The sequence below is a fragment of the Acetobacter lovaniensis genome (genome assembly GCF_014207635.1).
Taxonomy (GTDB): Bacteria; Pseudomonadota; Alphaproteobacteria; order Acetobacterales; family Acetobacteraceae; genus Acetobacter; species Acetobacter lovaniensis.
The window spans coordinates 158,221-178,969 of record NZ_JACHIE010000004.1; the positions used below are offsets into that span (position 1 = coordinate 158,221).

Genomic DNA, 20,749 nt, shown 5'->3' on the forward strand with positions numbered 1-20,749 from the left:
GATATATCTTTCTTAACCTCTGACTGCGGCGATCACGCGCGCTACGTCTTGGTTTGTCAGTTCCGGGTGAATGGGCAGGGCCAGAATACGCTGCGCCAGGTCTTCGGAAACAGGAAGGGCCGTACCATCATGGTGGTCACGATAGGCAGGCTGTTTATGCAATGGCAAAGGGTAATAAATGGCCGAAGGCACCCCATTATCCGTCAAGCGGGCCTGCAGAGCGCTCCGCTCGGCCGTATCTGCCAGCAATATGGCGTAAATGGCCCATGCACTGCGACTATCGGCCACACGTACCGGCACCTGCACACATCCGGCAAGCCCTGCATCATACTGTTGGGCAATAGCATCACGCCGGTCCAGCTCATCTTTAAAGCTCTCCAGCTTGGCTAGCAGAACTGCCGCCTGCAACGTATCAAGCCGACCATTCATGCCCGTGCGCAGGACCTCGTACCGGCTTGCTCCTTCGCCATGGGTACGTAGGGAACGGTACAGGGCAGCCCGCTCGGGGTCATCCGTCAGAATGGCTCCACCATCTCCATACCCCCCCAGTGGTTTGGACGGGAAAAAGGACAGGGTGGTTGCCGTGGCCTCGCACCCCAGCGGTTTGCCCGCCAGTTCCGCCCCAAAGGACTGGGCGCAATCCGCCATAAGGAACAGCTCTTCCGCCGCGGCAATGGCCCGAAGTTCCGGCCATGGAGCAGGCTGGCCAAACAGGTCCACGCCCACAATGGCGCGCGGCCGCAGCTTGCCCGCCGCCCGCACGGCCTGAATCCGGCTTTGCAGATGCGCAGGATCAATCTGGAATGTTCTGGGGTCCACATCCACAAAAACGGGCGTTGCCCCCAGCAGCAGAGGCACCTCCGCCGTGGCGGTATAGGTAAAGGCGGGCAGAAAGACCGCATCTCCCCGGCCAATGCCTTCGGCCATCATGACAATCTGGAGCGCATCCGTGCCGGACGACACACCCACGCACTCCCGCGCACCCGCCCATGCTGCCAGACGGCCTTCCAGCTCGGCAACTTCCGGTCCCATGACAAAACGGCAATGGGCCAGCACAGCGTCCAGACGCTGGCGCAGCACTGGTCCCAGCCGTTTCTGCTGGGCAACGAGGTCAAGAAACGCAATGGGCCTATTGTCTGAACTGCTCATGGTGCCATCTGCTCCGTGCCGTCGGCCTTTATCTGCCTGTCTTGTACAGCACCCGAGGGATTTGCACCAGCCGGAGCCAGCGCCCGCACATCTCCGTTAGGATTATGGTCGAACTCGGGCACCAGCATGCGCAGAGCCTGCAAGGTCGCGGGGACATCACCGCACCGGGCATAGCCGGTAATCTGGTCCACGGCTGCGCGTACCTCATCCATCTCCACGACACGCGGTGTTGCCATGAGCAAGCCGGGAGCATCGGTCGGCACCAAGGTCTCACGCCCATGGAACAGTTCCTCGTACAGTTTTTCCCCTGCACGCAGACCGGTGAAATGAATGGCGATGTCCTCATCCGGTTTCAGGCCCGCCAGACAGATCATCTGCCGGGCCAGATCCACAATTTTAACAGGCTCCCCCATATCCAGCACAAAAATACCGCCCTGACGGAGCAGGCTCTCCATCTCCGTCCCGGTTGCACAGGACATGCCCCGCACACATGCCTGCAGAACAAGCCCCACAGCTTCAGGCACGGTCATGAAGTAACGCCGCATTTCGGGGTGGGTTACGGTTAGCGGGCCGCCCCGCTCCAACTGACGCTGGAAAAGGGGAACCACAGAGCCGGTAGACCCCAGCACATTGCCAAACCGCACCGTAATGCAGCGCATGGCCTCCGGCCGCCCCGAAGAGCGGGCCTGCACATCCAGCGCCTGACAGTACATTTCCGCCGCGCGCTTGGTAGCGCCCATCAGATTAAAAGGGTTAACCGCCTTGTCGGTGGAAATAACGATCATGGCAGCCGCCCCATGCCGGGCGGCGGCATCGGCCACGACGCGTGTGCCGTGCAGGTTGGTCAGAACACCTTCTTCCGGATTGGCCTCCACAATCGGAACATGCTTGAGCGCTGCCGCATGAAACACCAGATCAGGCTTGTACTGGGCCATAATGGCGTTAATCCGCTCCTCGTCCCGCACATCGGCCACAACCACCTTGCGCGTAATGTCCGGCGCACACTCCGCCAGTTCCACATCAATCTGCCACAGTGCGAACTCACCATGATCCAGCAGAACAAGGCAGGCAGGAGCATGACGGGCAATCTGGCGCGCCAGTTCGGAGCCAATGGTCCCCCCGACCCCCGTGACCAGAACCGAACGCTGGTTGATCAGGCGGTCCAGCCCAGCCTGATCCAACGGAACCTGCGGGCGGTTCAGCAGGTCCTGAGGCTGCATCGGCTGCAAACGCACCTGCTCCGCCGGGGTCATGCCCAGCATGGCTGGCGGTCTCAGCACGGCCAGACCGTATTCTGCCGCCATATCCAGTATCTGGCTTAACGCACGACCCCTGCAGTCGGGGTCCAGCACCACCAGAGCTTCTGGCAGGTGCCCCACCTTGTTCATCTGCTCCAGAACATGGGCAAGCTCATCCAGCTGCCCCAGAATTGGCACGTTACGAATCCGGTGGCCCGTTTGTGACCGGTCCAGCCCCACCAGCCCAGCAATGCGGACATTCATGTGCCTGCCGCGTTCCGCCACCTGAATAAACAGATCCGCCGCCGTATCCGAGCCAACCAGCAGAACGCTCTGCCCGTCGGTCCGTAGCCCGCCTGCCCTGTGCGCCAGACGATGGAACACCCGTATCCCGCCGAGCAGAACCAGCAGCACCAGCGCGTAAATAAAGGGGAATGCAACACTGGGCAGAGGCAGCCCCGCCCACACTCCCCCGACGGAAAGCAGCAGGGCGCTGCTGAATGATGCTCCAGCAAGCCCCAGCAGGTCCGGCATACCTGAAAAACGCCAGTACTGCTGCGGCAGCCTGAAAGGAAGCCCCCCCACTACCAGTGAGGTACCCCCCGCAAGGGCAAACCACAATGGATGCAGTTGCACCCCATAAGGAGCCGCCAGCCAGCAGGCGAACAGTGCCGCCAACGCTGCCAGCGCACCATCGAGCAGGATATTCAGGACAATCCTGTTCAGCGGCCAAAATCTTGCATAATGATGCTGGAGCTGAGAACGTTGCGATACCATGATCGTGCGCTTATAGCCCAGCGCCCGACATCCTAGAAGCAGCCTAACCGGACAACCCTCTCTTTCATGTCTTTTTTTCCCACCGTTCTGGCTTTTTCATGCCTGCCCTGCGCTACCCTGCTGTGTGCGATCCTTGTGCGGTGCATGATCAGGCTGGCGGTCATGGACCACCCCGACCATCGTAGCGCCCATGTTACCCCCACACCCAAAGGGGGAGGAATCGGGGTTATGGTGGCATTCGGACTGTTTTTTCCTGTTCTGCAGGGGGTAACAGGCCAGCCCGTTTTCTCTTTTCCATGCCTCATGGCCGCAGGGGCTCTGCTGCTTCTGTGCGGTGTCTCGTGGCTGGATGACCTGTACCAGTGGCACCCCGGCCTTAAGTTTGCGGCACAGACGATAGCCGCCTGCCTGGTTGTCGCGGGCGGTGTGCGTCTGGCCGGGCCAACGCCGCTGGCGGGTGCGGCCCTGTCTGTTCTGTGGCTGGTTTTTATCAGCAACGCCGTCAACTTCATGGACGGGTTAAACGGGCTTATTGCGGGGTGTCTGGCCTGCGCCGCCCTGTGCGTGGGCCTTGCTGCCCCGTTTTTTGGCGTGCCGGAACTGCAATGGCCTGCCTTGCTGCTGAGCACCTGCCTTGCGGGCTTTCTGCCCTTTAACTTCCCCCATGCCCGGATTTTTCTGGGCGATGTCGGCAGTCAGGGCTGTGGCCTGCTGGCGGGAATAGCCAGCCTGTATATTGCCAGCCATACCACCCTGCCGCGCGGGGGAATACTTGGCCCTGCCGTGCTGTTCCCACTGGTTTATGATGTGCTGTTCACGCTTATCCGCCGCCTGTGGATGCGGCAGACACTTGTGCAGGCGCACCGGGGGCACCTTTACCAGATTATCTACCGTAGCGCCGTAGCGGTGCCCGTTGTCTCCCTGCTGGAATGGGGGCTAACCCTGTGGGGTGGTGGCGTAGCTTGCCTTGTAGCCCCCACAACAGGGCTCTTGAGCGGCATGGCTGGCGCAGCCCTGCTTGTTTTGCCCCAACTGGCATGGACCCTTTGGGGTGTACTGCGCGCACGCCAGCACGCCATTGGCCCGTGGTAGGACCAGCCCCCCCGGCAGGCAGTTATTTGAGCGTTAACGTCAGCCCCTGAGCGGAACCGGCAAGCCGCGCCCCCTGCGAGATGGTCTCGATCTTGATCCGGACACCATTCCTGTTTTCCAGCACAGCCCCGCCCAGACCCTGACCCAGCGTGGCCTCGCCATGGGCGGCAACATAGGTGCCGCTAAAATCCTTCAGGCGGTGCAGGTTATAAACCGTGCCTGTTCCTTCGATCTTGGAAAAACCGACAGCGGCAATAGTTCCGCCGGTAATGGAAAAGGCATGCGTTTTGCCGCCATAGGTCAGCTTACCCTCACCCCACGTATAGCCCAGCCCAATATCGGCCGATTTGGCGGTCAGGGTAATTTTGGCAGTGGGTGCGCCCATGGCATCAGCGGCGTATGCGGCAGGCACGCCCGCAACAGAGACAGCCAGAGCAGCAGCGGCGACAAAAGAAGAAAAACGCATGGAACAGCTCCCTTTACAGGCGTGTCCAGAAGACTGTTAGCAACCTGAGGTTGAAAACATCCGACACAAGTCAGGAATAACAACGCCCCCCATGCAAAAAGGTTGCCGGTTACAGCCCCGCACCCTTTCCGGAAGGGTACGAGGCCCGCAACACGACAACCTTTATCCGTGCGTATATAAGCGCGAAGGCTGGCTGATCAGGCAGCCGCAACACGGCGCAGGCGGCGCACTGTTGCCACTTTTTCTTCCTGCTGGGTATTCTGGGCCACATCCTGCACGGTCGTGCCCATGATGGAACGAATTTCCTTCAGGTAGGAAGCGCCCTTAGGGGTACGCTGCACCAGCACGGAGCGGCGGTCCAGCGGGTCCACCTTGCGACGTGCCAGATCCAGTTCGGTCAAACGGTCGAGTGCCCGGGTAATGGCCGGCTTGGACACGTTCAGGCTTGCCGCCAGACCGCGTACCGTATGCCCGCTCTCATCCAGATAGCAGGTCAGGAACACGGCGAGCTGACGGGCGGACAGATCCGGCCCTTCTCCGCGCACCAGTGCAACAATGGTATCCCGCAGGGTCTTGACCAGATCCTCTGCCTTTTCTGCGGCCTGCGCCATGACGTTCAACTTCCTTTTGTGCCGGGGGCCAGAGCCTTGGCCCGCCCGGCGGTGTTTTTCCGGCCCAGATGCAAACCGGAATGAATCTGATGCGCTTTATATAGACACCGAAACGATTTTTTAAAGCGCTGTCACAAAAAATATTACGCCAGAATGGTCTGTGAAGACCCTAACTCTTTTCCATCCGATTCGTTCCACAAAGAGAACGGATAACACGAAAAAGTGCACGAATCCCCGGAGTATCCCCACCTTCTGGCCGTCCGGGCCTGCTGGAATCATTCCATGCATAACTGTCGATATGCACCCAGCACTGGTCTGGTTGTACAAAATGTTCCAAAAACAGGGCCGCCGTAACCGCTCCTGCCATGGGACGCGAAGCAATATTGTTCAGGTCCGCCACCGCGCTTTTAAGCCAGCCTGCATAGCCCGGCCAGAGCGGCAGACGCCACAGGGGATCTGCCTCGTATTCCGCTGCTTCCGCGAACAGCATGGCCGTGGCGTCGTTATTGCAGAAGAGGGCAGGCAGGTCCGGCCCCAGCGCCACGCGGGCAGCGCCTGTAAGGGTTGCCACATCCACCAGCAGGTCTGGCGCGCTCTCACCAGCCTCGTACAGCAGATCACTCAGCACCAGCCGCCCTTCGGCATCGGTATTGCCAATTTCCACCGTCAGGCCCGAGCGGCTCCGAATAACGTCCAGCGGGCGCATGGCATGGCCGGACACGCTGTTTTCCACACATCCCAGCCGCAGTTCCAGCCGCACGGGCAGATCCTGCGCCATAACCAGATAAGCCAGCGCCAGCACGGTAGCCGCCCCGCCCATGTCCTTTTTCATGCGCAGCATGCCGCTGGAGGGTTTGATGTCATACCCCCCGCTATCAAAGCACACACCCTTGCCAACAAGGGAGACCAGCGGTGCATCTTTGCCAGCATGTGTACCGTGCCAGCGGGCCACGACCACTCTGGGCCCGCGCTGCGAACCATTACCCACATGTGCCAGCAGCGGATAAGCCTCGTCCAGCGCAGTGCCCTTGAGCACCTCTACCTCAGCCCCAAGCGGGCGGAGCGCCGTCTTGGCCTCCCGTGCGAGTTCGGATGGCCCCAGCAGGTTGGCAGGGGTATTGATCAGATCACGCGCAAAACAGATGGCGCGCGCCATCTGCGCCGCCAGCCCCTTGCGCTCGGCCGCCGTCACCACAAGCCGGGGCTGCTCGCCCGGTTCTTCGGTTTTCAGGCTGTAGCGATATGCGCCCAGACAAAAGCCCAGAATAACATCATCCCGCACCACATCATCTGGCGCCTGCACGGTCCAGTCCCCTACGGGCAGGTCCTGTGCCAGCTTGCCAAATATAAACGGGTCGCGCGGTGTGGTCTTTTTTTCAGGCAGGCCAAACAGCGCCTGCACCTTGCCCTCGGGGCCGGGCACCAGCACAAGCTGGCCTGCCCGCGCGACAAAGCCGCAGCTCTGGGCAAAGCTGACTGCCGCCTCCCCTGCCAATGCCACCCATGTCTCTCGCTCACAGGCCCGCACGGCATAAACGGTGCACAGAGTCTTGTGCCTGCGCGCAACGCTCAGGCAGTCCAGATCACGAATAGGCATGGCATTCCTCCTTCTGCCTGCACCCTGCGCCTCCCTTTTCCATCATGCAACGGGGGAGGCGGCACGCATTGCCGACTTGCTTTTCAGGCGCGGGCAGCGGACCATGCACGGCATGAAGGTTCCCCCCCGCCAGATGGCTCCTGCCCTGCACGCGGCCCAGTGCGCAGATCAGGCTCCGGTCCGTGCCATTCTGGGCCCGACCAACACCGGCAAAACACATCTGGCGCTAGAGCGGATGCTGGCACACGCGTCCGGTGTCATTGGTTTTCCCCTCAGGCTGTTAGCGCGCGAGAACTATGACCGCATGGTGCGGCTTAAAGGGGTTCGCTCGGTTGCGCTGATGACGGGGGAGGAAAAAATCATTCCTCCGCAGGCCCGCTGGTTCTCCTGCACGGTTGAAGCCATGCCCATGCATCGCCCGGTGGACTTTGTGGCGGTGGACGAAATCCAGCTTTGCGCCGACCCCGAGCGTGGCCATATTTTTACCGACCGCCTGCTCAACGCCCGCGGCCGATGCGAAACCCTGTTCCTTGGGGCGGACACCATTGCCCCGCTCATGCGCAGCCTGATCCGCGACATCAGCATTGAAACCCGCCCGCGCCTGTCCAGCCTGAGCCATACGGGCCACACTCGCCTGTCGCGCCTGCCGCCCCGCACGGCCATTGTCGCTTTTTCCATGGCCGAGGTGTACGCCATTGCCGAGCTGATCCGGCGCAAAAGGGGTGGGTGTGCGGTGGTCATGGGCCAGCTCTCCCCCCGCACCCGCAATGCGCAGGTCGCACTGTACCAGAACCGCGAGGTGGATTATCTGGTCGCCACCGATGCCATTGGCATGGGGCTGAACATGACGATCGACCATGTTGCCTTTGCGGGCCTGTCCAAATTTGACGGGCAGCGCCACCGCATGCTGGCACCGGCGGAAATCGCCCAGATTGCCGGGCGTGCAGGCCGTGGCACGCGCGATGGCACATTTGGCACCACCGGGGAGTGCCCCCCTCTGCCAGAGGCCATGGCCGAGGCGGTGGAAACCCACAAGTTTGAGCCACTTCCCTTTTTGTGGTGGCGCAGCAGCAAGCTCGATTTTGCCTCCCCACAGGCGCTGTATGCCAGCCTGTGCCAGAAGACCCCACACCCCAACCTGCGCCCTGCCGAACCCGCGGCCGACATGCAGACACTCAGCGCACTCATGCAGACCCCTGCCGTGCGCACACTGGCCACAACCACCGCACACACCCGCCTGCTGTGGGAAATCTGCCAGATACCGGATTTTCGCAAACTGGGTCTGGACAGCCATATCCGCCTGTGTGGCCAGCTCTTCAGTATTCTGGCCAAGGATGGGCAGTTGCCTTCCAGCTGGCTCAAAGGACGGCTCGCCAGTCTGGAGCATACAGGTGGCGAGATAGAGGACCTGATGCACCGCCTGATGGGTATTCGCACATGGTCCTATGTTGCAGCCCACCCCGACTGGGTGGAAAACGCCCAGCACTGGCAGTGCCACACCCGCATGCTCGAAGACACACTCTCCGATGTCCTGCACGAGCGACTGGCCAGCCGGTTTGTGGACAAACGCGCCGCCAGTCTGGCCCGCAGGCTGGAAGAGACCGATGGCGCCCCCCTGCTGTGCGCCATTAACAAGGCCGGGGAAGTGCGCGTGGAAGGGCATGACGTAGGGCATATGCGCGGCTTTGCCTTTATGCCCGACCCCGAAGCCGCGCGCTCTGATCAGGCCCTTATTCTCAAAGCCGCACGGCGCGCAGCCCGGAGCGAGATCCCCCGGCTTGTTGCCCGCTTTCTGCAAGCCCCTGAGAGCGAGATCACGCTGGACAACCAGACAGGCCACATCCTGTGGCGTGAGGAGCCGATCGCCCATTTACGCAAAGGCCCTTCGGTCCTGCACCCGGTGATCCATATTGATGATGCGGAGTTTCTGGAATCCACCCATAAAGCCAGAATACGCGAGCGGCTGACACAATTTATGGCCTCGGTCCTTGCCCACACCCTTGGCCCGCTCTTCCGTGCGGAGCAGGCTGTGGCAGACCACCCCCTGCTCCGCGGCATCGTGCATGCTGTTACCGAAAATGGCGGCGTTGCCACCCTGCCCGTGCCGCCTGTTCTTCCCCCGGCGGAAGCGCTGCTGCTCCGGCGGCAGGCCATTCGGCTCCATGGCACGCTGGCTTTCTGCTCGCCATTGCTCAAGCCCCATGCCATGGCGCTCCGCAGCCTGCTGCTGCGTATCCACACGGGTCAGTCCATAACGCAGCCTTTGCCCGGTGGTGCGGTTTCCGTGCATCTGAGCGCACCACTAGCGCCCTCTGCACAGGCACTACTGGCCAGCCTTGGCTGGCTGCTCAGCCACAACACGCTTGTTCGACTCGATATTGCCGCCAGCCTCATGCAGGATATGCAGGTTTTGTGCGCCCGCACCCCCAAACCTTTACCGCTCTCTCTGGCATCCCGCCTGGGGATCAGCAAAAAAGACCTGCCCCATGTGCTCAAAGGGTTAGGAATCCGCCTGCAACCCCCCGCCCCCTTACCGCCGCGTTATGCGGGGCCACCGGCACCTTTTATGGTTTTACCAGCACGCCACGCAGAAAAAAGAAAACAGCACTCCAGCCGTCCAAAACACGGCGCACATCTACAAACTGCCCAAAATAACAGTCCTTTTGCCATTCTGCGCACATTACGGAGCCAAATGTAGGAGCAGCCCTGCGGGTATTGAAGTGCCCCCTTTCATCCATGCGGGTTGCCAGAGTGCAAAAAGCCCATCATATCTGCGCCATCCTTGGTGGCACGACCGGCAGGTTGGCCATCTGACCCCACGCGGCGAGCCCCACTCGACCGCCAGATAATTTCGGAGATGGCAATGACCTACGTGGTCACTGAAAACTGCATCCGCTGCAAATTCATGGACTGTGTGGAAGTCTGCCCCGTTGACTGCTTCTACGCCGGTGAAAATTTTCTGGTTATCAACCCGGACGAATGCATTGACTGCGGCGTGTGCGAACCTGAATGCCCAGCCGAAGCCATTTTCCCCGACAGCGACGACCGGTCAGCAGCGTGGGCGGAAATCAACACAAAATATGCCAGCCAGTGGCCCAACATTACACGCAAGGGCACCCCACCGGCCGATGCGCAGGAATGGAAAGACAAGCCCAACAAGGCTGACCTTCTTTCCCCCGAACCGCACAAGGACTGAAACCCCACCTGACTTAAGGGGTTTTACCAATAAAAAAGGCACCGGTTTTTCCGGTGCCTTTTTTATTGGGCGCAGTACAGCCTCCATAAAGGGCAGCAGGCGATGCAATACGCTGCCCCCCAGCATTACCCGGCAACAGGCCCAATAAAAAACCCCGGAGCCTGAGCCCCGGGGTTTTTTATTGCTGACCGCCGCCCTGACCCAAGCCAGAGCAGCGAAGCGACATGATATCAGCGAGACATCATGTTCATGGACGTGTTCGCCATGACAAAGACCGTGCCGACAATAAGGATGGACACGAAAGCAACGGTGAAAACAAACGCAATGTTGTTCCAACGTGCTTCAGAACCACCACCCATGTGCAGGAAGTAGTGCAGGTGCACCAGAACCTGAACAAGTGCCAGAACAGAAAGCACCGCCAGCGTGCCGGTTGGCGCAAGGCTGTGGCTCATGACCACACCAAACGACAGAACCGTCAGGATAACAGCAAGAACAAAGCCGATAAGGTACGAAGATACGCTACCGTGGCTCTCGCCCGAGGAGGATGTGTTCGGATTGCTCATCAGATCATGCTCGCCAGATAGACATAGGTGAAAACACAGATCCAGACGATATCCAGAAAGTGCCAGAACAGGCTCAGGCAGGTGAGCTTGTTCATCATGCGTTCCGGAATTTCAGTTGTCCCCATCAGCTGAACCATCAGGGTAACAATCCAGATCAGACCACACGTCACGTGCAGACCGTGGGTGGAAACCAGCGTAAAGAACGCAGACAGGAATGCACTGCGATCGGGGCCAGCACCATCCGCGATCAGATGCGCGAATTCACGCACTTCCAGACCAACGAACCCAAGACCCAGCAGGAATGTGACGCCAAGCCACATGATAACCGAGTTGATCTGGGTCTTATGGGCGGCGATCATGCCAAACCCATAAGTAATGGAGGAGAGAAGCAGGAGGGCTGTTTCCAGCCCAAGCCCACCAAACTCGAACAGTTCGTGCGGGGTTGGCCCACCGTTGAACTGGTTACGCAGGACTGCAAACGTGGCAAACAGGGAGCCAAAGATAATGCAGTCCGTCATCAGATAGACCCAGAACCCGAACACCACCGTACTTTCGTGGTGATGTTCGTCGTGGCCTGCGGTCGGAACAGTTGTGTTCTGTGCCATTATTCTGCTGCCTGTGCCATCAGTTTACGGGTGTGCTCGTTCTCGATCCGGGCAACCTCTTCGGCAGGGATATAGTAGTCAATATCCTTGTTAGCGCTGCGTGCAATGATCGTTGCGATCACGCCCACAAGGCCAATGGCTGCCAGCCACCAGATGTACCACACGGCGGCGAAACCGAAGATCAGGGCAAAAGCACCAGCCGAAATACCAGCTGCCGTGTTTTTCGGCATATGGATTGCTTCGTACTGAGCACCAGCCTGACGGGTATCAATGCCGTTTTCCTTGTCGTGCATATAAGCGTCAAGCGAGCTGACATGCGGGACAATGGCGTAGTTATACACCGGCGGAGGAGAAGAGGTGGACCATTCCAGCGTACGGCCGTTCCAGGGATCGCCCGTGAAGTCACGGTTTTCAGGCTTGTTGCAGTCGCGGATGGAGACAAAAATCTGCATCAGCTGGCAAACAACACCGAACAGGATGAGCACTGCACCAACTTCAGCGATCAGCATCCAGGGATGCCAGGCCGGGTTGTCATAGTGGTTCATACGGCGGGTCATGCCTTCGAAGCCGAGGACATACAGCGGCATAAAGGCAAAGAAGAAGCCAACGAGCCAGAACCAGAAGGCGCGGATGCCCCAGGCTTCGTTCATTTTGAAGCCAAGAACCTTCGGAGCCCAGAAGTTCATGCCGCAGACGTAACCGAAATACACACCACCAATAATCACGTTATGGAAGTGAGCAATCAGGAACAGACTGTTGTGCAGCACAAAGTCGGAACCGGGGATGGCCATCATAACACCGGTCATACCACCGATGGTGAACACCACCATGAAGCCAACAGCCCAATACATGCAGGCATGGTACTGGATGCGCCCCTTATACATGGTGAACAGCCAGTTGAAGAGCTTAACACCGGTCGGGATGGAGATGATCATGGTTGCGATGCCGAAGAAGGCATTCACGTCCGGACCAGCGCCCATGGTGAAGAAGTGATGCACCCACACAAGGAAGGACAGCACCATGATGGAGCAGGTTGCATAGACCATGGTCTTGTAACCGAAGAGCGGCTTGCCGGAGAAGGCAGGCACAACTTCGGAGAACACACCAAAGGCAGGCAGAACAAGAATGTAAACTTCCGGATGGCCCCAAGCCCAGATCAGGTTCAGGTACAGCATCTGGTTGCCGCCACCATCATTGGTGAAGAAGTGCATACCGAAGTAACGGTCCAGACCCAGCAGGGCGACAGCAACCGTCAGCACGGGGAAGGTTGCCATGATCAGGATGGAAGAGCAGAAAGCCGTCCACGTGAACACGGGCATCTTCAGCCAGGTCATGCCTGGAGCGCGCATCTTAACAATGGTGACAAAGAAGTTCACACCGGTCAGCAGCGTGCCAACACCAGAGATCTGGATTGCCCAGATATAGTAGTCAACACCCACGCCAGGGCTGAACTGCATTTCGGACAGCGGGGGATAAGCCAGCCAGCCGCACTGCGAGAACTCACCAATGAACAGGGACACGTTCACCAGCATGAACGCAACAGCCGTCATCCAGAAGCTCAGGTTGTTCAGGAACGGGTAAGCCACGTCACGTGCGCCAATCTGCAGCGGCACAATGAAGTTGAACAGACCGGTCATGAACGCCATGGCCAGGAAGAAGATCATGATCGTCCCGTGAGCGGAGAAGATCTGGTCATAGTGATGCGGGGGCAGATAACCGGGGTTACCCGCATAGGCCAGCGCAAGCTGGGTACGCATCATGATGGCGTCCGCAAAACCGCGGGCCAGAGCAACCAGCGCCAGTACAATGTACATGACAGCCAGACGCTTGTGATCGACAGTAGTAAACCACTCTTTCCAGAGGTAGCCCCACTTGCCGTAATAGGTAATCAGTCCCAGTACCGCGACACCGACAATGAGAACGCCGATGAACGTACCTACTAGGATCGGCACATCCAACGGGATGGCCGAAAGCGATAGTCTCCCTAGCATAGATCCTATTCCTTCATATTCATGTCGGACATCGCGGACTGCTGCACCTGAATCATTTTGCCAGTGCTTTTGTCCATGACCATGCCGTTGTTGTATTTGGCAACGATCGTGTTGAACATGCCGGGTTCAACATGCGCGAAATATTCGACGGGGTTCGCTTCGCTCGGTGCAGCCAGTTTAGGATAGGTCTGGCTATCCAGCTGTTCGGAAGAACCACGCACTTTTTCAACCCAGGCATTGAACTCATCATTGCTCATTGCCAGGGCATGGAAGCGCATGTCCGAGAAACCACGCCCACTGTAGTTGGCGGATTCACCCATGTAATCGCCCGGCTCGCTTGCCAGCAGATGAAGCTGGGTCTGCATGCCTGCCATTGCATAAATCATGGAACCAAGACGCGGAATGAAGAACGAGTTCATCACGGAATCAGAAGTGATGTCGAAATCAACAGGCGTGTTGACCGGCATAGCCATCTGATTAACCACGGCAATTCCCTGTTCAGGGTAAATGAACAGCCATTTCCAATCCTGTGCCACAACCTGAACGTGCAGCGGCTTGGTATTGGCTTCTGCCTCAAGCGGCTTGTAGGGGTCCAGAGAATGACAGGTCTGGTAGGTGATCACTGCCAGAAACAGAATAATCAGGGACGGAACGCCCCAGATCACCACTTCAATCTTGTTGGAATGGCTCCATTTCGGCAGATATTCGGCACTCGTGTTGGACTGGCGGTACTGCCAGGCAAACCAGAGTGTCAGAATAATGGTCGGAACCACTACGATCAGCATTGCGATCACAGAGGTGGTAATAAGAGATTTAACCCCCTCTCCCACCGGGCCTTTCGGGTCCAGAACGTCTAGTTCGCACCCGGCAAGCAGCAACGCTGACGATAGGCCGCCCAATCGCGCCATTCTCGCCAGTAACTTGTTTTTCATCGCACGCCTCTTGGTTCTGACATCAACTTAGCCTCACAAAGACTTTTGTCCTGCTGCCACAGAAGCCTGATAACAGCAAGAAAAACCGCGTCCCGGCATGAAGAGCCCTTTCTGTTCCGCACCAGCCGCACATTCTGATTATCCAAGATGAATACCCCGAATATGTTGCTTACGGCGCAGCCCCCATGCTCAACGGAAACGCATCGTGCCTACTTTATTCCTTACGCGGGGATTCTCAAACGTCGGAAAAGTTCCATCTGCCTTTCGTCACAATCAGTTAGCCGCTGTGAGCATGGCTTCTGCCTACTTTTGAGGCGACTGCATGGTCCAAATGGCACATCACGTAGTGTTTCAAAATAATTCAAAAAATTCAATAATGGCAAAATTTAGTCTGAGATTTCATGTTGTTAGAGAGCACACAAAATCTCACATCCCTGTTACAACTTAAAGAATTGAAATCAGGACCATTTTTGCACCCATTCTTGATTTTCATGCCATCATTCGAACCAAGCATAACTGCCCATACAAAAAAACCCGGCCATGACTGGCCGGGCTTTCCTTACTGGCAGGAGCGAAAACGCTGCCTTGGCACGTCAGTCGCTGGAATTGCGGACACCCATGAACTGCAACAGGAACTGGAAAAGGTTGATGAAGTTCAGGTACAGGCTCAGCGCGTCATAAACGCTGCGCTTGGCGGTCATTTCCGGGCCTTCATACGCGGCAAACTGCGGGTAGGTCACCCGAATCCGCTGGGCGTCAAAAGCGCTGAACGCCGTGAAGATAAGCACGCCCGCAATGCTGTAGAGGTAATATACAGTCGGGCTTTTGAGGAAGAGGTTGACCAGACCGGCGATCATCAGACCGAACAGCCCCATCATCAGGAACGATCCGAACTGCATCAGGTTCGCTTTGGTGACATACCCCCAGAGGGAAGTCGCACCGAACATGCAGGCCGTTACCAGAAACACACGGACAATGGAGGTCCCGGTATAGATCACGAACACACTGGCCAGACTGGCGCCCATGGCGGCACAGAACGCCCAGAACAGCGCCTGCGCCCCCTGAAGAGACAGACGGTTGATCCCGAACGACATGACCAGCACAAATGCCAGCGGAGACAGCATGGCCAGATCACCCAGCAGAGTGGGGCGCGGCAATGGACCCGCGGCAGTCTGGAAGACCTGAAAAAACAGGCTGCTCGGGCCGGTATTGGCAATGACGTATGCCACAATCCCGGTCAGCAGAAGGCCAGATGCCATCCAGTTATAAACACGCAGCATGTAGCTGCGCAGTCCAGCGTCCAGACTGGCCTGATCGTTCCAGCCTGACGCTGATGCGGGGGAACGGTAGTCGCGACTAAACGACATGGTTTTCTACACTCCTTAAACCCAGACAAGCTGGCTTTGCTTTATACTTGTGGCTGCCCTGCCTTTCCGTCAAGGGTATGGCACATCATATAGTCATCGGGCCTGTCGACGATCTGTCCGGTTCGTGGCCCGCCCCTTCCCGCTGCCAGTCGCAAGGCCCGAATATGCACCTTATTGCCGGTCTTTCGCTCCCAATGGAGATGCGTCTTTTCCTCCACGGTTTTCAAAACTTTTTTCCATCCCGGGACTGGAAGCCCCTACCACTGCTCTATCTGCCCCTTGTGGCCTTTGGACGCATGCCGCCGCAGGTCTGGGAGGAGTTGGACCAGACCCTGTACACACTCCACCTGCCTGCCCCGGTAACACTCCGGCATACGGGTTTTGATGTGAGTCTGAAACAGAACCGAATCATGCTGGAAGCCACGGTAGAAGCCTCTGTTATAGATCACCTTTCCGTGAAAATCAGAAACCAGGCGCGGCTGGCTGGCGTCCCCTCAACGCGCTCTCTCATCCCCTCGGGCATCGCTCTGGCAGACATAACCGATGTGGACCCCGATGTGTGCAGTTTATGGCTTGCAACCCACCGCCATCTCTTTGCCCAAATAGAAGAAGTTTACGAATTCACCGTGTTCAAGACTGGGAAAAACCGTGAAAACCCCTTTTGGGAAGTGATGGCGGAATACCAGTTTGCAGAGGAGTTCTCATCCCCCGCCAGTTTGTTATAACATGGTTTTTCCAGAGTTCCGTTCCTGCCCCGGCATAGACCGGAACCGATCTTTCGTGCCCCTGATCTCTACAAAGAACGAATACGTGGGGATGCAGCTATTCTCTCGGCGTGATTGACATACAGCGCCCGCCTTGGCTGATGTGTGAGAAACCGGATTTCCGGCTCTATTTTTCCTCATCTTGATACACAGTCGAGGACATGAACGCATGACCCGCCCCGCCTCCGCCAAGAGACGTTCGCTGCTAGGAATTCTCGCGGCTGGAACAATCTGTGCCGCTGCTCTACCTTACGCAGCAGCTCCTGCCCGTGCCGACAGTCAGAGTGACACGGGACAAGCCATCATCCATACCGATGAGCACCCCGAAAACTGGTTGTCCTATGGACGCACCTATTCTGAACAGCGCTACAGCCCGCTGGATCAGATCAACCGCTCCAATGTCGGGAACCTGAAGCTGGCCTGGTACTTCAACCTGGACAGCAACCGCGGTCAGGAAGGCACGCCTCTGATTGTGGACGGCATTATGTATGCCACGACCAACTGGTCCAAAATGAAGGCCCTTGATGCGGCAACCGGCAAGCTGCTGTGGGAATATGACCCCAAGGTGCCCGGCAACATTGCTGACAAGGGCTGCTGTGACACGGTTAACCGTGGCGCGGGCTACTGGAACGGCAAGGTCTATTTTGGCACGTTTGATGGCCGCCTGATTGCGCTGGACGCCAAAACCGGCAAAAAAGTGTGGGAAATCAACACCATTCCTGCCGATGCCTCTCTGGGCAAACAGCGCTCCTATACGGTTGACGGCGCTGTGCGTATTGCCAAGGGCCTTGTGCTCATCGGCAACGGTGGCGCGGAATTTGGTGCGCGTGGCTTTGTCTCCGCTTTTGATGCGGAAACCGGCAAGCTGAAATGGCGCTTCTACACGGTTCCGAACAACAAGAACGAACCCGACCACGCTGCGTCGGATAACGTTCTGATGACCAAAGCCTACCGGACATGGGGCCCCAACGGGGCATGGGTCCGTCAGGGCGGTGGTGGTACCGTATGGGACTCCATTGTGTATGACCCCGTGTCCGATCTGGTCTATCTGGCTGTCGGCAACGGCTCCCCCTGGAACTACAAATACCGCTCCGAAGGGGTCGGCAGCAACCTGTTCCTGGGCAGCATTGTGGCGGTCAAGCCCGAAACGGGCGAATATGTCTGGCACTTCCAGGCTACACCCATGGACCAGTGGGATTACACCTCTGTCCAGCAGGTCATGACCCTTGATGTGCCGATCAATGGTGAAATGCGCCACGTTGTGATGCAGGCTCCCAAGAACGGCTTCTTCTACATGCTGGACGCCAAGACGGGTGAATTCCTGGCTGGCAAGAACTACGTGTACGAAAACTGGGCCAGTGGTCTGGACCCGCTGACCGGTCGCCCGATCTTCAAGCCCGAAGGCCTGTGGACCCTGAATGGCAACTTCTGGTACGGTATTCCCGGCCCGCTAGGTGCCCATAACTTCATGGCCATGGCGTACAGCCCCAAGACCCACCTGATCTACCTGCCTGCACACCAGATTCCGTTTGGTTACCAGAATCAGGCAGGTGGCTTCAAACCCCACCCGGATTCCTGGAACCTTGGTCTGGACATGACCAAGACCGGCCTGCCGGACTCGCCTGAAGCCCGCTCCGCTTACCTGAAAGACCTCAAGGGCGAACTGCTCGCATGGGATCCTGTGAAAATGGAAACCGTGTGGAAGATCGACCACAAGGGCCCATGGAACGGTGGTGTTCTGGCAACGGGCGGCGACCTGCTGTTCCAGGGCCTGGCCAACGGTGAGTTCCACGCCTACGACGCAACCAACGGCGCCGACCTTTACAAGTTTGACGCGCAGAGCGGCATTATTGCTCCGCCTGTGACCTACAGCGTAAACGGCAAGCAGTATGTTGCGGTTGAAGTGGGCTGGGGCGGCATCTACCCGATCTCCATGGGCGCCATGGGCCGTACGTCGGGCTGGACCGTCAACCACTCTTACGTGGCCGTATTCTCGCTCGATGGCAAAGCCCAGCTGCCTGCCATGAACGAACTGGGCTTCCTGCCCGTCAAACCCCCTGCGGAATATGACACCAAGGAAGCTGCCAAGGGCTACTTCCAGTATCAGACCTACTGCCAGACCTGCCACGGCGACAACGGCGAAGGTTCGGGCGTGCTCCCAGACCTGCGCTGGTCCGGTGCCATCCGCCACGACGATGCGTTCTACAACGTTGTAGGCCGTGGTGCGCTGACCGCTTACGGCATGGACCGTTTTGACACGAGCATGAAGCCTGAAGAAATTGAATCCATTCGTCAGTACCTCATCAAGAGGGCGAACGACAGCTATCAGCGCGAAGTGGATGCCCGTAAGAACGCTCAGGGAGTTCCTCAGACCCCTGTCGTGGGCATTACGCCCCAATAAAGCGGCAGTCATGACGTCATTCGGTACACAAGCGATACAGTGGTAAAAATGATGATGAACAGACTCAAAGCCGCTCTTGGAGCGGTCACTGTCGGGCTTCTGGCAGGAACCTCCCTGGCACACGCGCAGGGAGCGGATGAAGACCTGATCAAAAAGGGCGAATATGTCGCCCGTCTTGGTGACTGTGTGGCTTGCCACACAGCACTGAATGGTCAGAAATTTGCAGGTGGGCTGGCGATCAAAACCCCCGTCGGCATGATCTATTCGACCAACATCACGCCAGACCCCACCTACGGGATTGGCACCTACACGTTGAAGGACTTTGATGAAGCCGTGCGCCATGGCATCCGCAAGGATGGCAGCACGCTTTATCCGGCCATGCCGTACCCGGCCTTCTCCCGCATGACGCAGGACGATGTGAAGTCGCTCTACGCCTACTTCATGCACGGTGTGGAACCTGTTGCCCAGAAGAACCGTGAGGTCGGCATCAGCTGGCCCCTGTCCATGCGCTGGCCGCTGGCCATCTGGCGCTCCATGTTTGCGCCCGCGCCCAAGGACTTTACACCTGCTCCGGGTACGGATGCGGACATCGCCCGCGGCGAGTATCTGGTAACAGGTGCAGGGCATTGCGGCATGTGCCATACGCCACGTGGCTTCGCCATGCAGGAAAAGGCTCTGGATGCCTCCGGTGGCCCGGACTTCCTGGGTGGTGGCGCTCCGATCGACAACTGGATTGCGCCCACACTGCGCAACGACCCGGTTGTAGGTCTGGGTCGCTGGTCTGAAGAGGACATCTTCCAGTTCCTCAAATCCGGTCGTACCGACCACGCTGCAGTCTTTGGCGGCATGGCCGACGTGGTTGGCTGGAGCACCCAGTACTTCACGGATTCCGACCTGCACGCCATTGCGAAATACCTGAAAGCCCTGCCACCGGTTCCGCCGTCGCGGGGGGATTACACGTACGATCCGTCCACAGCGCAGGCACTGGATTCTGGCAACACAGCCAACAACCCGGGCGCACGGGTTTATGTTGAGCAGTGCGCTGCCTGCCATCGTAACGATGGTGGTGGTGTCGCCCGGATGTTCCCGCCTCTGGCTGGCAACCCGGTTGTTGTTGGGGATGACCCGACCTCCGTTGCGCATATTGTTATGGCTGGTGGTGTTCTGCCGCCCACCAACTGGGCACCTTCCGCCGTTGCCATGCCGGACTACAAGAGCGTTCTGTCCGACCAGCAGATGGCTGATGTGGTCAACTTTGTCCGTTCTGCCTGGGGCAACAAGGCTCCGGCTAACGTGACGGCTGCTGACGTTCAGAAACTCCGTCTGGACCATGCTCCGATCCCGACCACCGGCTGGGCTGACCCCACGTCCGCCACGGCAACCTGGGGCCTGTTCATGCCGCAGCCTTACGGCTCTGGCTGGACCTTTGCTCCGCAGACCCATACCGGGGTGGACACAGAACAGTAAGGTCTGACCGACCTTACATCTGCCCCTCACCAGATGGGCTTGATTACAAAAAACACCGCAGTGGTAACGCTGCGGTGTTTTTTTATGACTTGAAGCCAACATTACCAAACTGCCCTTAAGCCACCTGCCACGACATGCGGCAGAACGGCTTGGCTCTTTGCTCTCATACCCTTGCAGGTCTGTCGTCAGATATACAGAGTAAAACGCAGGGTTGGCACTGGCACTGGCACTGGCACTGGCACTGGCACTGGCACTGGCACTGGCACTGGCACTGGCACTGGCACTGGCACTGGCACTGGCACTGGCATATCTCGTGGTTCTGTCCAGCACTTAATGCAAACAACCACGATGAAACAGACTGCCTTGCTGCTCCTTACAGCATCACATGCATCCAGCAGGACTACACGCACCCCTGTTTGCCAGACATCCAAACGGACGGGCTAAAGCCAACACAAACACTCTGGAGCAAAGGGCAAGAGAATGGGGGAGGTTCACGACCACCCTGCCTGAGATATATGCTGCATTCTAAAGCA

Annotated in this window: 17 protein-coding genes; 7 read left to right on the top strand and 10 right to left on the bottom strand. The window is 58.3% G+C overall.

Annotation, left to right across the window (positions count from 1 at the left end):
• Positions 1-12 precede the first annotated feature (12 nt).
• Both HNR55_RS06620 and HNR55_RS06625 read right to left on the bottom strand, forming a co-directional pair.
• Positions 13-1,149, bottom strand: a complete 1,137-nt coding sequence (locus tag HNR55_RS06620; protein WP_166113947.1) for a DegT/DnrJ/EryC1/StrS family aminotransferase — start codon at positions 1,147-1,149, stop codon at positions 13-15.
• Positions 1,146-3,164, bottom strand: a complete 2,019-nt coding sequence (locus HNR55_RS06625; protein WP_166113944.1) for a polysaccharide biosynthesis protein — start codon at positions 3,162-3,164, stop codon at positions 1,146-1,148. The genes HNR55_RS06620 and HNR55_RS06625 overlap by 4 nt, the downstream gene beginning before the upstream one ends.
• A gap of 66 nt (positions 3,165-3,230) precedes the next feature.
• On the opposite strand from HNR55_RS06625, the gene HNR55_RS06630 reads away from it, so the two are divergent.
• A complete protein-coding gene (locus tag HNR55_RS06630) occupies positions 3,231-4,256 on the top strand; it encodes an MraY family glycosyltransferase (RefSeq protein WP_166113941.1) in 1,026 nt (341 codons plus the stop codon).
• Positions 4,257-4,278: 22 nt separating this feature from the next.
• Here HNR55_RS06630 and HNR55_RS06635 read toward each other — a convergent pair whose 3' ends face one another.
• The 3 genes from HNR55_RS06635 to HNR55_RS06645 form a co-directional block, all read right to left on the bottom strand.
• The gene (locus HNR55_RS06635; protein WP_166113938.1) at positions 4,279-4,722 is read right to left on the bottom strand and encodes a hypothetical protein; all 444 of its coding nucleotides are present in this window, start codon (positions 4,720-4,722) and stop codon (positions 4,279-4,281) included.
• A gap of 197 nt (positions 4,723-4,919) precedes the next feature.
• On the bottom strand, positions 4,920-5,333 hold the full coding sequence (locus HNR55_RS06640; RefSeq protein WP_166113935.1) for a MarR family transcriptional regulator: 414 nt from the start codon (positions 5,331-5,333) through the stop codon (positions 4,920-4,922).
• A 169-nt stretch (positions 5,334-5,502) separates the two neighbouring features.
• Positions 5,503-6,930, bottom strand: coding sequence for a leucyl aminopeptidase family protein (locus HNR55_RS06645; RefSeq protein ID WP_166113932.1), 1,428 nt, complete (start codon positions 6,928-6,930; stop codon positions 5,503-5,505).
• A gap of 112 nt (positions 6,931-7,042) precedes the next feature.
• Between HNR55_RS06645 and HNR55_RS06650 the strand changes: the two genes are divergently transcribed.
• Positions 7,043-9,628: a helicase-related protein gene (locus HNR55_RS06650; protein ID WP_166114281.1), complete on the top strand. Its 2,586-nt coding sequence runs from the start codon at positions 7,043-7,045 to the stop codon at positions 9,626-9,628.
• A 165-nt stretch (positions 9,629-9,793) separates the two neighbouring features.
• Positions 9,794-10,126 (top strand): ferredoxin FdxA, encoded by a 333-nt coding sequence (gene fdxA / locus HNR55_RS06655; protein ID WP_086645070.1) that lies wholly within the window; start codon positions 9,794-9,796, stop codon positions 10,124-10,126.
• A 230-nt stretch (positions 10,127-10,356) separates the two neighbouring features.
• Here the strand turns inward: fdxA and cyoD are convergent, their stop codons facing one another.
• The 5 genes from cyoD to HNR55_RS06680 all read right to left on the bottom strand — a co-directional run bounded on the left by cyoD (position 10,357) and on the right by HNR55_RS06680 (position 15,584).
• Entirely contained in the window at positions 10,357-10,689 is a 333-nt protein-coding gene (gene cyoD, locus HNR55_RS06660; protein ID WP_086645069.1) for a cytochrome o ubiquinol oxidase subunit IV, read from the bottom strand.
• Positions 10,689-11,294, bottom strand: a complete 606-nt coding sequence (gene cyoC, locus HNR55_RS06665; protein WP_166113929.1) for a cytochrome o ubiquinol oxidase subunit III — start codon at positions 11,292-11,294, stop codon at positions 10,689-10,691. Before cyoC ends, cyoD begins: the two co-directional genes overlap by 1 nt.
• Entirely contained in the window at positions 11,294-13,285 is a 1,992-nt protein-coding gene (gene cyoB, locus HNR55_RS06670; protein ID WP_166113926.1) for a cytochrome o ubiquinol oxidase subunit I, read from the bottom strand. Before cyoB ends, cyoC begins: the two co-directional genes overlap by 1 nt.
• Before the next feature lie 5 nt (positions 13,286-13,290).
• A complete protein-coding gene (gene cyoA / locus HNR55_RS06675) occupies positions 13,291-14,217 on the bottom strand; it encodes a ubiquinol oxidase subunit II (protein WP_166113923.1) in 927 nt (308 codons plus the stop codon).
• A 593-nt stretch (positions 14,218-14,810) separates the two neighbouring features.
• Positions 14,811-15,584: a Bax inhibitor-1/YccA family protein gene (locus HNR55_RS06680; protein ID WP_166113920.1), complete on the bottom strand. Its 774-nt coding sequence runs from the start codon at positions 15,582-15,584 to the stop codon at positions 14,811-14,813.
• 410 nt (positions 15,585-15,994) lie between these two features.
• Here HNR55_RS06680 and HNR55_RS06685 point away from each other — a divergent pair, with 410 nt between their 5' ends.
• The 4 genes from HNR55_RS06685 to HNR55_RS16900 all read left to right on the top strand — a co-directional run bounded on the left by HNR55_RS06685 (position 15,995) and on the right by HNR55_RS16900 (position 20,550).
• Positions 15,995-16,309, top strand: coding sequence for a hypothetical protein (locus tag HNR55_RS06685; protein WP_166113917.1), 315 nt, complete (start codon positions 15,995-15,997; stop codon positions 16,307-16,309).
• A gap of 208 nt (positions 16,310-16,517) precedes the next feature.
• On the top strand, positions 16,518-18,749 hold the full coding sequence (locus tag HNR55_RS06690) for a PQQ-dependent dehydrogenase, methanol/ethanol family (protein WP_166113914.1): 2,232 nt from the start codon (positions 16,518-16,520) through the stop codon (positions 18,747-18,749).
• A 48-nt stretch (positions 18,750-18,797) separates the two neighbouring features.
• Entirely contained in the window at positions 18,798-20,216 is a 1,419-nt protein-coding gene (locus HNR55_RS06695; RefSeq protein WP_166113912.1) for a c-type cytochrome, read from the top strand.
• Positions 20,217-20,427: 211 nt separating this feature from the next.
• Positions 20,428-20,550 (top strand): hypothetical protein, encoded by a 123-nt coding sequence (locus tag HNR55_RS16900; RefSeq protein WP_260400868.1) that lies wholly within the window; start codon positions 20,428-20,430, stop codon positions 20,548-20,550.
• Positions 20,551-20,749 lie beyond the last annotated feature (199 nt).